Origin of the sequence: Hyphococcus luteus (assembly GCF_002943565.1) — a bacterium.
Classification (GTDB): domain Bacteria; phylum Pseudomonadota; class Alphaproteobacteria; order Caulobacterales; family Parvularculaceae; genus Hyphococcus; species Hyphococcus luteus.
On sequence record NZ_PJCH01000005.1, the window covers coordinates 1,015,609 to 1,029,240 of the forward strand.

Annotated in this window: 15 protein-coding genes; 9 read left to right on the forward strand and 6 right to left on the reverse strand. The window is 60.7% G+C overall.

Going from position 1 to position 13,632, the window contains the following annotated elements:
* Nucleotides 1–45: 45 nt before the first annotated feature.
* Nucleotides 46–1,071, reverse strand: coding sequence for an aspartate-semialdehyde dehydrogenase (locus CW354_RS09850; RefSeq protein ID WP_104829822.1), 1,026 nt, complete (start codon nucleotides 1,069–1,071; stop codon nucleotides 46–48).
* Nucleotides 1,072–1,271: 200 nt separating this feature from the next.
* On the opposite strand from CW354_RS09850, the gene CW354_RS09855 reads away from it, so the two are divergent.
* Nucleotides 1,272–2,540 carry an MgtC/SapB family protein gene (locus tag CW354_RS09855; RefSeq protein WP_133162260.1) on the forward strand — a complete coding sequence of 423 codons (1,269 nt, stop codon included), beginning with the start codon at nucleotides 1,272–1,274 and terminating at the stop codon, nucleotides 2,538–2,540.
* A 183-nt stretch (nucleotides 2,541–2,723) separates the two neighbouring features.
* On the opposite strand, the gene CW354_RS09860 is transcribed toward CW354_RS09855, so the two are convergent.
* Together CW354_RS09860 and CW354_RS09865 are read right to left on the reverse strand one after the other, a co-directional pair.
* Entirely contained in the window at nucleotides 2,724–3,569 is an 846-nt protein-coding gene (locus CW354_RS09860; RefSeq protein WP_104829824.1) for an LD-carboxypeptidase, read from the reverse strand.
* Nucleotides 3,566–4,264 (reverse strand): hypothetical protein, encoded by a 699-nt coding sequence (locus CW354_RS09865; protein WP_133162261.1) that lies wholly within the window; start codon nucleotides 4,262–4,264, stop codon nucleotides 3,566–3,568. The genes CW354_RS09860 and CW354_RS09865 overlap by 4 nt, the downstream gene beginning before the upstream one ends.
* Nucleotides 4,265–4,363: 99 nt before the next feature.
* Between CW354_RS09865 and CW354_RS09870 the strand changes: the two genes are divergently transcribed.
* Nucleotides 4,364–5,752: a UDP-N-acetylmuramate--L-alanine ligase gene (locus CW354_RS09870; RefSeq protein WP_104829826.1), complete on the forward strand. Its 1,389-nt coding sequence runs from the start codon at nucleotides 4,364–4,366 to the stop codon at nucleotides 5,750–5,752.
* 1 nt (nucleotide 5,753) lies between these two features.
* On the opposite strand, the gene CW354_RS09875 is transcribed toward CW354_RS09870, so the two are convergent.
* Together CW354_RS09875 and CW354_RS09880 are read right to left on the reverse strand one after the other, a co-directional pair.
* The gene (locus CW354_RS09875) at nucleotides 5,754–6,053 is read right to left on the reverse strand and encodes a putative quinol monooxygenase (protein ID WP_104829827.1); all 300 of its coding nucleotides are present in this window, start codon (nucleotides 6,051–6,053) and stop codon (nucleotides 5,754–5,756) included.
* Nucleotides 6,054–6,060: 7 nt separating this feature from the next.
* Complete coding sequence (locus CW354_RS09880) at nucleotides 6,061–6,366, reverse strand: putative quinol monooxygenase (RefSeq protein WP_104829828.1); 306 nt, start codon at nucleotides 6,364–6,366, stop codon at nucleotides 6,061–6,063.
* 80 nt (nucleotides 6,367–6,446) lie between these two features.
* Here CW354_RS09880 and CW354_RS09885 point away from each other — a divergent pair, with 80 nt between their 5' ends.
* The 5 genes from CW354_RS09885 (at nucleotide 6,447) to CW354_RS09900 (ending at nucleotide 11,406) form a co-directional block, all read left to right on the forward strand.
* Nucleotides 6,447–7,109 (forward strand): GNAT family N-acetyltransferase, encoded by a 663-nt coding sequence (locus CW354_RS09885; protein ID WP_104830085.1) that lies wholly within the window; start codon nucleotides 6,447–6,449, stop codon nucleotides 7,107–7,109.
* A 293-nt stretch (nucleotides 7,110–7,402) separates the two neighbouring features.
* Nucleotides 7,403–8,596, forward strand: a complete 1,194-nt coding sequence (sucC, locus tag CW354_RS09890; RefSeq protein ID WP_104829829.1) for an ADP-forming succinate--CoA ligase subunit beta — start codon at nucleotides 7,403–7,405, stop codon at nucleotides 8,594–8,596.
* A 2-nt stretch (nucleotides 8,597–8,598) separates the two neighbouring features.
* Nucleotides 8,599–9,123, forward strand: a complete 525-nt coding sequence (locus CW354_RS23065) for a hypothetical protein (RefSeq protein WP_133162262.1) — start codon at nucleotides 8,599–8,601, stop codon at nucleotides 9,121–9,123.
* On the forward strand, nucleotides 9,104–9,532 hold the full coding sequence (locus CW354_RS09895; RefSeq protein WP_423793524.1) for an acyl-CoA thioesterase: 429 nt from the start codon (nucleotides 9,104–9,106) through the stop codon (nucleotides 9,530–9,532). Before CW354_RS23065 ends, CW354_RS09895 begins: the two co-directional genes overlap by 20 nt.
* Before the next feature lie 128 nt (nucleotides 9,533–9,660).
* A complete protein-coding gene (locus tag CW354_RS09900) occupies nucleotides 9,661–11,406 on the forward strand; it encodes a PQQ-dependent sugar dehydrogenase (protein WP_133162263.1) in 1,746 nt (581 codons plus the stop codon).
* Nucleotides 11,407–11,472: 66 nt separating this feature from the next.
* On the opposite strand, the gene CW354_RS09905 is transcribed toward CW354_RS09900, so the two are convergent.
* Nucleotides 11,473–11,835 (reverse strand): PRC-barrel domain-containing protein, encoded by a 363-nt coding sequence (locus CW354_RS09905; protein ID WP_104829832.1) that lies wholly within the window; start codon nucleotides 11,833–11,835, stop codon nucleotides 11,473–11,475.
* A 111-nt stretch (nucleotides 11,836–11,946) separates the two neighbouring features.
* Between CW354_RS09905 and CW354_RS09910 the strand changes: the two genes are divergently transcribed.
* Together CW354_RS09910 and sucD are read left to right on the forward strand one after the other, a co-directional pair.
* The gene (locus CW354_RS09910) at nucleotides 11,947–12,324 is read left to right on the forward strand and encodes a cupin domain-containing protein (RefSeq protein ID WP_207764732.1); all 378 of its coding nucleotides are present in this window, start codon (nucleotides 11,947–11,949) and stop codon (nucleotides 12,322–12,324) included.
* Between the two features lie 338 nt (nucleotides 12,325–12,662).
* Entirely contained in the window at nucleotides 12,663–13,562 is a 900-nt protein-coding gene (gene sucD / locus CW354_RS09915) for a succinate--CoA ligase subunit alpha (protein ID WP_104829833.1), read from the forward strand.
* Nucleotides 13,563–13,632 lie beyond the last annotated feature (70 nt).

A 13,632-nucleotide genomic window follows, 5' to 3' on the forward strand; every position in this document is an offset into this window, starting at 1 on the left:
GCAGGACGGGCTTTCGCCCGTCCAGTTCGGCGTTTCGCCTGCAGTTCAGGCCGCGTCTTGCACGATGCCGCGATTGAGGAGGAGTTCGGCGATCTGCACGGCGTTGAGGGCCGCGCCTTTTCTGAGATTGTCGGAGACGCACCAGAAGGCGAGGCCGTTGTCCACCGTCGGATCGACGCGAATGCGGCTGATGAAAGTGGCGAAATCCCCGACGCATTCGACCGGCGTCACATAGCCGCCGTCTTCCCGCTTGTCGACGACGAGAATGCCCGGCGCTTCGCGCAGGATCTCGCGGGCTTCGTCGTCGGAAAGCGGTTTTTCGAACTCCACATTCACCGCCTCGGCATGACCGACGAAAACCGGCACGCGCACGCAGGTCGCCGTGAGCTTGATCTTCTTGTCGAGGATCTTTTTGGTCTCCGCCGTCATCTTCCACTCTTCTTTGGTGAAGCCGTCTTCCATGAAGACGTCGATATGCGGGATGACGTTGAAGGCGATCTGCTTGGTGAATTTCGACGGGGTCGGCTCGTCATTGACGAAAATGCCTTTCGTCTGATTGAAAAGCTCGTCCATGGCCTCCTTGCCGCCGCCCGAAGTCGACTGATAGGTCGACACGACCACGCGCTTGATGGTCGCCGCGTCGTGCAAAGGCTTCAGCGCCACGACGAGCTGCGCCGTGGAACAGTTCGGATTGGCGATGATGTTTTTCTTGCGCGCGCCGGCGACGGCGTCGGCGTTCACTTCGGGCACGATCAGCGGCACGTCCGGGTCCATGCGGAAATGCGACGAGTTGTCGATGACGATGGCGCCCGCGGCGGCGGCTTTCGGCGCCCATTCCTTGGCGACCGCGCCGCCCGCGGCGAACAGCGCGATGTCGACTTTCGAGAAATCGAATTGCTCGAGGTCCTGGCACTTCAACGTTCGCTCGCCATAGGAAACCTCGCGGCCAACAGACTGGCGCGAAGCGAGGGCGAAGACTTCCTTCGCCGGAAACAGGCGTTCTTCGAGAATGGCCAGCATTTCCTGGCCGACATTGCCGGTGGCGCCGACAACCGCGACGTTGACTTCCATTAGAGGTGCTCCAGTTAACGGGGCGCGAAAAACGATGTTGAGGCGATGATGTCAACCCGTCCGAAGGTCCCGGCCTTTGAGGTGGGTCATTTAAGGCTCGTGGGCTTTTGCGCGGTCCCGGCCGGGATTTCCAGCGAAAAAATATCGCTGCGGGATCAGTCAGGTTATATTGCGTGTTCCTTGCCCTCAAAGGAGCCGTCATGCCCGACCTCGCCGCCGACATTTCATTGAGCGATCTCATTCATCTCGCGGTTGCGCTGGCCATCGGTTTTCTCATCGGTTTCGAGCGCGAGCACGCCCATCGCATAGAGGCGCGCGAGCGCAGCTTCGCCGGCGCCCGGACCTTTTCCCTGACTGCGCTCTCGGGCGCTCTTGCCGGGCTGCTTGACGGCAGCCTGCTCCTGCCTTCGGTCCTTCTTGCGTCGATCGCCGTCCTGACCGCCGTGGCTTATTGGGCGATGGCGCGGGAAAAACCGGGCGCCGGGGGAACCACGGAAATCGCTCTTTTCGTAACCTTTCTTCTCGGCCTGGCGGCGACGCGCGAGCTTGTTGTCGAGGCGGCGATCGGCGGGGTGGCGACAGCGATCATCCTCAGCATGAAGGCGCGCGTTCAGCGCGTGGCGTCGGCGCTCAGCGAGGGGGAATTGCACGCGGCTCTGCGTCTGCTGGCGATTTCGGTCATCATTTTGCCGATTCTGCCGGATCAGGATTTCGGCCCTTACGGCGCTCTCAATCCGCGCACGATCTGGCTGATGGTGGTGTTCATCAGCGGCCTGTCTTTCCTCGGCTATTGGCTCATCAAGTTTCTTGGCGAAGGCCGGGGCGTTCTTCTGACGGGGCTCGCCGGGGGCCTCGCTTCGTCCACGGCGACGACGCTTTCCTTGTCGCGTTTCGCCAAGGAAGGGGCGGAGGGGCGCGCTGTGGCGGCGGGAATCATTGCCGCGAATGTGATGATGCTGATTCGCGTCGGCGTGCTGACGGCGGCGATTTCGAGGGCCGTGCTGGCGACGTTGTGGCCTGCGCTTCTCGCCGGGGCTGCGGTCGGCGCGGCTGCGGCGCTTTATCTCTGGCGCGGCCGGAACGCATCGAGGGAAGCTGAGACGCCGCTCGAGATCGGCAACCCCATGGAGATCCGTCCGGCGCTTGTTTTCGCCGCGCTCCTCGCCGTCATCTCCCTCGCCGCGGGGTTCAGCGCCGATGAGTTCGGCAATGCGGGGCTGGTCGTTGTGGCGCTCATTTCAGGGCTGGCCGATGTGGACGCGCTCACCCTGACCGCCGGACGGCAGGCCGCGTCCGGGGCTGTCGGCGTTGATCCGGCGGCGCTTGCGGTAATGGCGGCGGTCGCCTCGAACATTGTCGTCAAAGGCGGCATGGCCTGGGCCATTGGCGGGGCGCGCGCGGGAACCCCCGTCGCGATGGCCCTTGCGGCGATCATCGCGGCCGGCGGGGTTGTTCTTTTCGTTTTCTAAGAGCCTGACCGAAAATCCAGCAATGGAGCAAAAATTAAGATGACCGGACGTCAGCCAGCCGCAGCACGATACGCCGTCAGGCTCTTCTTCTTTCATGTGAGAGGCTGAGACGCATCGTTTTCCGGCTGACGAACGTCTGACAAACCCTCGTCTGCATTGTTTTAGTGAATATTCGTTCGGGCTCTAGGAAACAGGGGCCGCGCCGAAAGGCACGATCTTGTTTTGCCCGTCATGGCCGATATCGGCGCGGCCGAGATAGGGAACGCCGGCGCGCGCGCACCAGTATTTTATGACCTCTTCTTCGCTTGCGCCGAAGGGCCGGTCGTTTTCGGGAATATCGCTGAGCCGCCCGAGCATGATCCCTTCCGCGTTATGCACGTTTTTATCGCCCATGATGGAGAACAGCGCCCGGTCGGTGCGATAGAGATATTCGCCCACATCCTCGAGCATGACGATGTGGCCGGATAAATCCGGCATCCAGTCCGTGCCGGAAAGATGCGCGAGAATGGTGATGTTGAAGGCCGCGCATTTTTTGCCGGATCTCGCCGTCGGTTCGACGCCCGACGCGTCGCCTTCGACGAGAAAGGCGAGGGCGCGCGCAATCGCCTCTTCGCCGCCTTCGCGGGGCAAGTCCGCCGGGATGGGGCCATGCACAGGGCGGCCGATCCCGTCATTATAGAGACGCGCCAAGAGCATCCCGTTGTCGGAATAGCCGAGATAGGTTTTCTTTCGGGCGTGATCGTTCAGCTTCGCGAAAAGCGCTTCGTCGAAGCGGCAGGCGCCATAGCCGCCGCGCGCGAACCAAACGGCGTCATAGCGCGGATCGTTGGCGACCTCCAGAAACGCGGCTGAGCGCTCGGCGTCGCTTCCGGCGAAATGCCCGGCGGCGGAAAAACACTGGTCGTGGAAGTGGAGTTTCACTGAATCGCCAAAGCGCGCCGCGGCGATAGAGGCGGTCTTTTCCGCCAGCTCGCGCGTCACGGGTCCGCCGGGGCAGACAAGAGCGATATGTTTGGCAGATTTTATCATTCCAATCTCAAAGTAATAAAATCAGATTGTTTTGTCAGTTGCCCAAAGCTCGCATCTTTCGTCGCGATCCGATTGCCCTCAATCGGTACTAAGCGTCCGCCGCGTGCCGGCTCTAGCCAAGCTAACCTTTGCGCGATCTTTTCCGTCATCGGTTCATCCACCAATTCAAGCGTAAGGCCCGTCAGTTCAACGCCCGGCCCGAACGCGTCGGCGAAATCGTCCGGATCGACTTCATACACTGTCGCAGGGTCCGTTTCGTCCTTAAAGGCGGCGATTTTGGGGTATTGTTTGCGCGGCACATCGATGACGCCGGATGCGGCCTGCAATTTGTCAAACGATGTCTCGTCAACGCTGCCTGCTGAAGGCGCAACGTCGTATCCATTCAGGATGTCGTGAACATAGTCCTTCAGCAGAAAATAGGCGGTCCGGTCTCGCCCCATATCGAGGATCACCGCTTCGCCTTTCAGCTTCATGCTCATAGCCATGCCGGAAAGGGAATTCGGCGTGCGGCGCAGCTTGATCTCGAGAACGCTTGAGCCTTCATGAGGTACGCCGTCCGCGAGCGCATGGGCTGTCACCTTCACATTCAGCGTAATCTTATTTTCGCCGGCGGGCGCGCATCCGGCGAGCATGAGCGCCGCGATGAGCGCGCTAAGCATCGGGGGCAAGGCTGGCCAAAATCCGGTCAATTTCATGAGGCACACGCTTGATGAAAGAGGGCGAAACGGGCTTCTTGGCCCAAACTAGCCCATGGCAACTGTTTATTTCTTAATTTTCGCTAGGACGGCCCCGTGATGACTGATGCGAAAGACTATTTCTTCTGCGGAATCGGCGGGTCGGGCATGCTGCCGTTGGCCATGATCGTCGCCGCGCGCGGCACCCATGTGGAGGGCTCTGACCGGGCCCTCGATCAGGGCCGGACCGGCGCGAAATTCGATTATCTGCGCTCGCTCGGCATCGCGCTCCACCCCCAGGACGGCTCCGGCGTCAACCGGCCCTCGCAGACCCTTGTCGCCTCCGCGGCGGTGGAGGAGACAGTGCCCGATGTGGTCGCGGCGAAGGCGGCGGGCGCGGCGCGAGTGTCGCGCGCGGAACTGCTGGCGGAACTCTTCAATGAATCCGAATGCCCCATCGGCGTCGCCGGCACCAGCGGCAAGTCGACCACGACGGGCATGATCGGTTGGATTCTGCATCACGCCAGGAAATCCCCCACGGTGATGAACGGCGCCGTGATGAAGAATTTCGTCAAACCCGATGCGCTCTTTGCGAGCGCGGTGGTAGGCGAGGGCGAGGCTTTCGTCTCGGAGGTCGATGAGAGCGACGGCTCCATCGCCATGTTTCGCCCAAAGATTGCTGTGCTGAATAATGTTGCGCTCGATCATAAATCCATGGACGAGCTGCGTAAGCTGTTCGGCGATTTCATCGGTCATGCGGAGACGGCGGTGCTCAATCTCGACAATGACGAGACGGCGCGGCTCGCCGCCTCACGCGAGGCCGGCGCGCTCACCTATTCGCTTACCGACAAAAAGGCGGATTTTTACGCCGACAATATCGAGCCGGAGCCTTTCGGCGTTTCCTTCGATGTTCACGATGAAAACGGCCATGTGCGCGTCGTGCTGAAAATGCCCGGTCGGCACAACGTGTCGAACGCGCTGGCGGCCATTGCGGCGTCGCGCGCCTGCGGTCTTTCGCTGACCGAAACCGCCGCCGGGCTTGGAACATTCGAAGGCGTCAAACGCCGGCTCGAATATGTCGGCGAGGCCAATGGCGTTACACTGATCGACGATTTCGGTCACAACCCGGACAAGATCACGGCGAGCCTGAAAACCCTGCACGAATTTCCGGGGCGGCTGCTCGTCATGTTCCAGCCCCACGGCTTCGGGCCGTTGCGGCTTATGAAAAAGGAATTCATCGAAACCTTTGCGTTGCAGCTCGCGCCCGACGATGTTCTGCTGATGCCCGAGCCCGTCTATTTCGGCGGCACCACGGACCGGTCGGTGTCGAGCAAAGACATCGCGGAAGGCGTCAGCGCCGCGGGGCGGACCGCGCAAGCGCTTGCGACGCGCGAAGATTGCGGCGCGAAACTGTTGAAGCTGGCGGAGCCCGGCGACCGCATCGTCGTCATGGGCGCGCGCGACGACACGCTCTCGGTCTTCGCCGCCGATCTTTTAAAGCAGCTCTAGCTTAAACTTCTTTCAGCTCGCGTTCGTCGGCGGCCCACATGGTGCGGCTGACAAGTCCCGCGCCGGCGAGCGCCGCGCGCCAGGCTTTCAAGTGCGGCTTTTCGAAATGCGCTTCCAGCGTTTCCCAGCTTTCCCATTTTTCCAGCACCAGAAAAGCGTCAGGGTCTGAAAGGTCAGGGCCGTAATGATATTCGATGCAGCCGGGCTCGGCGCGGCTCGCGGCGAGCATAGCCTGCATGACGGGGCGCAGTTTTTTAAGCGCGCCCTCTTTGACGACAATCCGCCCCGAAACGACAATCATAAATGCATCAGCCCATCAGGTTGCGTTCTTCGCCCGCTTCGATGAAACGGATTTCCTGGGAGACGACGCCGATCTCGCCAAGCTTTGCGAACCATGCGCCCATATGGGGCTGCTTCACATGGGCGTCGAGCGCCGCCCAGTCCTTCCAGTATTCAAGGACGATGAGCGTGTCCGGCTCCATGACGTCCGCGCCGAAGGAATAGCCGATGCAGCCGTCCTCTTGCCGCGTCGCGGTGACGACGGTCTCCATCTCCTTTTGCACCTTTGCAAGGCCGCCGGGAGACAATTGGGCCTTGCCGGAAACGATAATCATGGGCGATGCTCCTCTTTTTCGCAGCGAACTATGGGCGCCGCAAAGAGCCGCGTCGATATCAAAACACAACTGATCATGGCATGAATAGCGAACTCGACTGGTCTGAACGGCCGCCGCCGGCGCTGCCGCAAAGGCGGGGACGCTTTGTCGCGATCGAGCCGGCGATCTTCCCCGAAGCGGCGGAGGCGCTGTTTTCCGTCCTTGGCGGGCCGGGAAATGACGATCTTTGGACTTACATTCCCTTCGGCCCTTTTAAGAGCACGGCGGCGCTCGGCGCCGCCATGGCCGCCGCCGGGAAAAAGGGCGGCTGGCTGACCCATCTTTTCCGCGATGCGCAGACCGGCGCGCCGCTCGGCATGGCGAGCTATATGCGCATCCGTCCCGAGGCGGGTTCGGCGGAAGTCGGCTGCGTCGTGTTTTCGAAAAAGCTGCAGAAAACGCCCGCCGCCACGGAGGCCATGTATCTGATGGCGAAACATGTCTTCGACGATCTTGGTTATCGCCGTTACGAGTGGAAATGCGACAACGCCAATGAGGCGTCGAAACGCGCCGCCCGCCGGCTCGGCTTTTCCTTCGAGGGCGTCTTTCGCCAGGACCTGGTGGTGAAGGGGCGCAACAGGGACACGGCGTGGTTTTCCATCATCGACGGGGAGTGGCCGCAGGCAAAAGCTGCTTTCGAAGTCTGGCTCGCGCCGGAGAATTTCGACGACGAGGGGCGCCAGCGCTGTCCTCTCAGAGCCTGAGCGAAAATGCATCAAGATCCCGGGAGGGGGCGTAATCAGACGTTCGCTCGCCAGGAACCGATGCGCCTCAGGCTCTTCAGTCTTAAGAATGAGCGCCTGACGGGCATCGGGTCCGGGCCCGCAGACGTCTGACCATCAGGCAGGAATGCATTTTTTGACTTTTCGGTTGGGCTCTCAGGGGCATCCGCAACGCGCTGTGAACTTTCCCGGGCCCTACGCCATGTTGCGTCGCAGAAGCGGCAGGGTATAAGGCGGGAGACCGCCATTCCTTCCCCGCTTTTCGGAGCCGCAAGATGAATATCCACGAATATCAGGCAAAACAGGTCCTTAAAAGCTTCGGCGCGCCCGTCTCCGACGGCCGCGTGGTCACCAGGGCGCAGGAGGCGGAAGCCGCGGCGAACGCGCTGCCCGGCCCGGTCTATGTGGTGAAGGCTCAGATCCATGCGGGCGGGCGCGGCAAGGGCAAGTTCAAGGAGCCTGAAGCGGGCGAGGGCGGCGGCGTGCGCCTTGCGAAGTCGCCGGCGGAAGCGGCGAAATTCGCCAAGGAAATGCTCGGCGCGACGCTTGTCACCAAACAAACCGGCGAGACCGGCAAGCAGGTCAATACGATCTATATCGAGAACGGCTCGGACATCGAGACCGAGCTTTATCTCTCGGCGCTCGTCGACCGCGGCACGGGCCGCATCGCGTTCATCGCCTCCACCGAAGGCGGCATGAATATCGAGGAAGTGGCCGAGGAAACGCCGGAGAAGATCGTCACGGTAGGGATCGATCCGGCGACCGGCTGCATGCCCCATCACGCGCGGCGCATCGCCCAGGCGCTGGGCCTGAAAGGCGCTGCGGCGAAACAATGCGGGCGCCTCATCCCGGCGCTCTACAAGGCGTTCGTTGAAAAGGATGCGAGCCTTCTCGAGATCAACCCGCTGATCGTCACCAAGGGCGGCGATCTTCTGGTGCTCGACGCCAAGATGGGCTTCGACCCGAATGCGCTCTTCCGCCATGAAGACATTCTCGAGCTTCGCGACATTTCCGAAGAAGACCCGATGGAAGTGAAGGCTTCCGAATACGATCTTTCCTATGTGAAGCTCGACGGCAATATCGGCTGCATGGTCAACGGCGCCGGTCTCGCCATGGCGACCATGGACATCATCAAGCATTACGGCGCGGAGCCTGCGAACTTTCTCGATGTGGGCGGCGGCGCGACCAAGGAGAAAGTCACCGAAGCCTTCAAAATCATCACCACCGATCCCGGCGTCAAAGGCATTCTCGTCAATATTTTCGGCGGCATCATGCGCTGCGACATCATCGCCGAAGGCATCGTCGCGGCGGTGAAGGAAGTCGGCCTCGAAGACCCGCTGGTCGTGCGCCTTGAAGGCACCAATGTGGAGAAGGGCAAGGAAATCCTCGCCAATTCCGGCCTCAAGATCACCCCCGCCGACGATCTCGAAGATGCGGCGAAGAAGGTTGTCGAAGCGGTGCAGGGGTAGATATGAGTAAAGCGCGAAGCTCCACAGCTGATGCGCTAGAACGCTATGAGGGCCAAGCCGCCTTTGGCGAGGCGATAAATCTTTTGGGATGTGCGTTGCCTCATCCTGAAGGACGTAATTTTCAAGGGCATAGGGGTGCGCATACGCTTTCTACAGCAGTACGATTTGCTGTCCACTGTAGGCGACGGTTGGAGCTGAAATCAGCGCCAAACGATAATAATTTATGCTGCGCTTTAGAGTTTGAAGGTGACTTTGCTAGGGGAGCTTGTGCCTTAAATCTAAAGCAAGCGCTGCACCAACTCATACATAACGATCATGTCCTAATATCGGATGTTCGCGCGACCTTTAAAAACAATTCAAAAGGCGCGGTTCATTTTCAGAAACAATTTTTCGATAGCCGTAAGAAGGCCTCTGCGGTTGTAATGAAAGTGACCACGCCCGAACGCGATGCTATGATTATTCCTTTGGTGGTTATGCTGGATGCGTATTTTCTCTTGTTGCCAGGTGGTGAAAGCCTTGAAAAATAGTTTCACCCTCCTCCACCCCTTGCGCGTGCGCTGGGCCGAATGCGACGCGCAGGGCATCGTCTTCAACGTCAATTATTTTCTCTATTTCGACGTCGCCATGACGGAATGGCTGCGCGCGGCGGGCTTTCAGGGCGACAAGTTCATGGACTTTTTCACCGTCCATGCGGAGGCCGATTACAAAGGCTCGGCGAAGTTCGACGACATGCTCGAAATCGGCGCGCGCTGCGTGAAACTCGGGCGCACCTCAATGACGGTCGAAACGGCGATTTTTCGCAACGACGAATTGTTGACGACCGGCAAGCTCGTCTATGTGCACGCCGATCCGAAAAGCCAGGAAAAATCTCCGCTACCGGACGATTTCGTGGAAAAGGTTCTCGCCTTTGAAAAGACCGCGCCGACGCGCGGCTAGCTGTGCGGCATTCTAAAAAACTGATCGCCAGCTGGCTTTGGCGGCGCGAGAATCGGTTTGACGCAGGTGATTTTCAACTGTCTAAATGGCGCGGGAGAGAGCGCGGTCCGCGCCGCCGGGAGGGCTTGGTGAAACTCGAGTTTTTGCACAGACTTCGTAAGTCGCGATACTTCATTCCGGCGTGTCTGGCGGGACTTGCCATGCTGGCGGGGATTTGCGGTCTCGCTACATTCTATACCGGTTACGCTATCGGCCGGTATGAAATCGGTCCCTTCGAAACAGCGCAGAGAGGCGAATACAAACTTTTCGGCGTCCGGTTCGCAAGAGCGGCCGAAGAAGCTGCAAAGCAAGACTGGGCAACGTCGCTAAAAAGACTTCCCACGATTTTCTTCGACCTTGATGTCGAGATCGCCTCCGTGCCGGTCGACGATCAGGGCTGGGGAGGCGGCATGACCTCGTTCGGCGATGCGGCGCTGCTCGTCACGCAGGAGGGAGACATTTTCGTTGTCCGCGGCGCTGACGACATCAAGCCTGCGGCGATTGAAGCGCCTGACAATGGTTACGCCGCCTACAAGGCCGCCGCCGAAGGGCCGCTCAGCGATTTGCAGCACACCGTTAATTATTTTCGTTTCAACGACATTCTGCATTTTCAATCCCCGGAAAGGCGGGGGCTGGCGTTATCCTACAGCGAGTGGGACGAGGATAATGCGTGCTACCGCAACGCTGTCGCGGTTCTTGATATTGATCAGTCTGTCCGGTCGATTGACGAGGTGCGCGCAAGCGCCAGTGATTGGAGTGTTGTTTTCCGCGCGAAGCCCTGCTTGCCGCCGAAAGAAAAGTTCCGCGCCGTCGAAGGCCTTGTGGCCGGCGGGCGGATCGCCTTTAAGGCGCCGGACATCATCTATCTTGGGAGCGGCGATTATCACTGGGACGGCGTCTATGGGCCTGAAGCCCTCGCGCAGGATCCCGACAACAATTACGGCAAGATCGTTGAAATCAACCTTTCCTCCGGCGCAGCGAGAAACATGGCGAGCGGCGTGCGCAACCCGCAGGGCGTTCTTGTCGATAAATCAGGCCGTCTATGGACCGTCGAACACGGCATGCGCGGCGGCGACGAGCTTAATCTTATTGTGGACGGCGGCAATTATGGCTGGCCGCTGGAAACGCTGGGCACGAAATATTCAGGTCTGCCCTGGCCGCTCACTTCTCATATCGGGCGCCATGATGCGTTCATTCCGCCCGTTTACGCCTGGCTGCCGTCGGTTGCGATCTCGAGCTTGACGCAGATCGAGAATTTTCATGAGGCGTGGGACGGCGACATGCTGATGGCGAGTCTCAGCAGCGGCAATCTTTACCGCATTCACACCAGCGGGGACCATGTCGAGTTTATTGAAATCATTCCTGTGGGCCAGCGCATCCGGTACGCCCTCCAGCATACGGACGGACGCATCATCCTGTGGACGGACGATCACTATCTGGTCTTTCTGACGCCTTCCGGAATGGACGCAACGGCGCTGTTTGTGCAGGATTACCTTGCCGAGGCGTCGATGTCGGAAACCTTGCGCAATAAAGTTTCGGGCGCGCTCGATGCATGCATCACCTGCCATTCCCTGCGCCCTGACGAAAATCGCGCGGGTCCGCCTTTGGGGGCTGTCGCCGGGGCGAGGCCGGGGGGAACCTCTTGGACGGGATATAGCAGCGCCATGCGCGCCGCCGGGGGCGTTTGGGATGAAAAGCGGCTGGCGGCGTTTATTGACGATCCGGATTCTGTCATTCCGGGGTCCACGATGCCCGACCCCGGCATCGAAGATCCTGACGTGCGCGCTGAACTGGTGGAATTGCTGCAGGCGCTGGAGAGGCGGCATCACAAATAGAACCTGCTTTCGCCGCGTCTAAGCGCCTGCGCCTTAACGTCCGGGGGGCGCCTTCAGGCCCGCCGCTTACCAATAGCGTTCGGCCTTGTAATAGTCATAGGCGGCGTCGCGCGCGCCCAGGCCGTCATTTTCCGTCAGCTCGTGGAGCGAGTCCTTCGGCGCCTGTTCGAGCTGTTCCTTGGTGTAAGGCACGACATAGCCGCCCTTGTCCTTTTCGAAATTGAGGCTCGCCCAGGGAATCGGGTGATATTTTTCTCCGACGCCGAGAAAGCCGCCGAAACCGACGACGCCGAACATGATGTTGTTCGTCGTCTTGTCGAGCATGACGTCTTCCACTTCGCCGATCTGGTCGCCCGCCGTGTTGTAGACAGGCGTGCCGATGACGCGCGAGGCGCGAATGGCGGTTGTATGTCCGGTTCCTGTCGGCATACTGATCCTCCTTGATGATGGTGACGTGAAAACAACAGGGGCGGGCGGCCCTTCGTTCCGGCCGGCTCCGCGCATTTCAGCGACGGTTTATGATCAACTGATGGTGACGCCATGACTGTGAAAAAGATCAATATTCCCGCCGCCTTCGATCGCATCGACGAGACGTGGTCGCCGCATATCGCCGCGCGCGTCAACGGACAGGAGGTGCGTCTCGCCAAAATCGACGGCGCGTTCGAGTGGCATCGCCATGACGGCGTCGAAGAAGCCTTCTTCGTCGTCAAAGGCGGCTTCACCATGCGCTTTCGCGCCAAAGACGAACAATGGGATGTGGCGATGGAGGAGGGGGACTTCATCACCGTGCCGGCGGGCGTTGAGCACATGCCCGTCGCTGAGGAAGAATGCTGGATCATGCTGATCGAAAGCGCTGGCGCGCTGAACACCGGCGAGCATGTCTCCGCGCGCACCCGGACCGACCTGCCGGAACTGTGACGGCGCGCGCGGGGAGGGCCTGAAAAGAAAAAAGCCGCGCGGGGGCCCGCGCGGCTTCAAGTTGGGAGGGGCTATAAAGCATGAGCTTTCAGCGCGCTCTCTTTCGCAGGGGATTGTTGCGCCGGCGCGACCGTTTCATGACAGTTTGGTGGCGAAGGGACCGCTCCCATGCGGCAGGCCGCCGCAGCAGGCCAGCCGGCGCCTCCGGCCCGCCGGCGAGCGCCATTGAGCACAATTGAGAACAGGGCTTGCTTTTAAGCGGCCTTTACTGTTGCGGTGCGACAAAGGCGCGGTTAAACCCGGCCCGGTTCAAGCCTCAAGAGCTCGCCGGAGCATCCATGTCCATTCTTATCGACAAGAACACCAAGGTTATCTGCCAGGGCCTCACCGGCAAGACCGGCACCTTCCACACCGAACAGGCGATCGCCTACGGCACCAAAATGGTCGGCGGCGTCACCCCCGGAAAGGGCGGATCGGTCTGGGAGGCGGGCGAGCCCGCAAAAGGCCAGACCCTGCCGGTGTTCGACACGGTCGCCGAGGCGCGTGAGAAGACCGGGGCCGACGCCTCGGTGATCTATGTGCCGCCCCCCTTCGCCGCGGATTCGATCCTCGAGGCGATCGCAGCCGAAATCCCCCTCGCCATCTGCATCACCGAGGGCATTCCGGTGCTCGACATGGTGAAGGTCAAGCGCGCCCTCGACGGCTCGAAGACCCGGCTCGTTGGGCCCAACTGCCCCGGCGTCATCACCCCGGACGAGTGCAAGATCGGGATCATGCCCGGCCATATCCACCGCAAGGGCCATGTGGGCGTCATTTCCCGCTCCGGCACGCTCACCTATGAGGCCGTGCATCAAACGACCGCCGCCGGTTTAGGTCAGTCGACCTGCGTCGGCATTGGCGGCGACCCGGTCAAAGGCACGGATTTCATCGAAGTCCTCGATATGTTCCTTCACGATGACGAGACCCACTCGATCATCATGATCGGCGAGATCGGCGGCTCGGCGGAGGCCGACGCGGCCAAATTCCTGGCCGGCCACAAGATCAAAAAGCCGACAGTGGGCTTCATCGCGGGGGTCACGGCGCCGCCGGGCCGGCGCATGGGGCACGCCGGGGCCCTTGTCTCGGGCGCGGACGACACGGCGGCGGCGAAAATCGAGGCGATGAAATCGGCCGGCGTCGCGGTTTCGCCCACGCCGGCCGCGATGGGCCGGACGCTCCTCGAAGTTCTCAAAAAATAAATGATTTTATCGTTAAAGGGCGGGACCGATAGAGATTGAAACGCGCGAAAGTTGGCGTATCTAGGGGAGC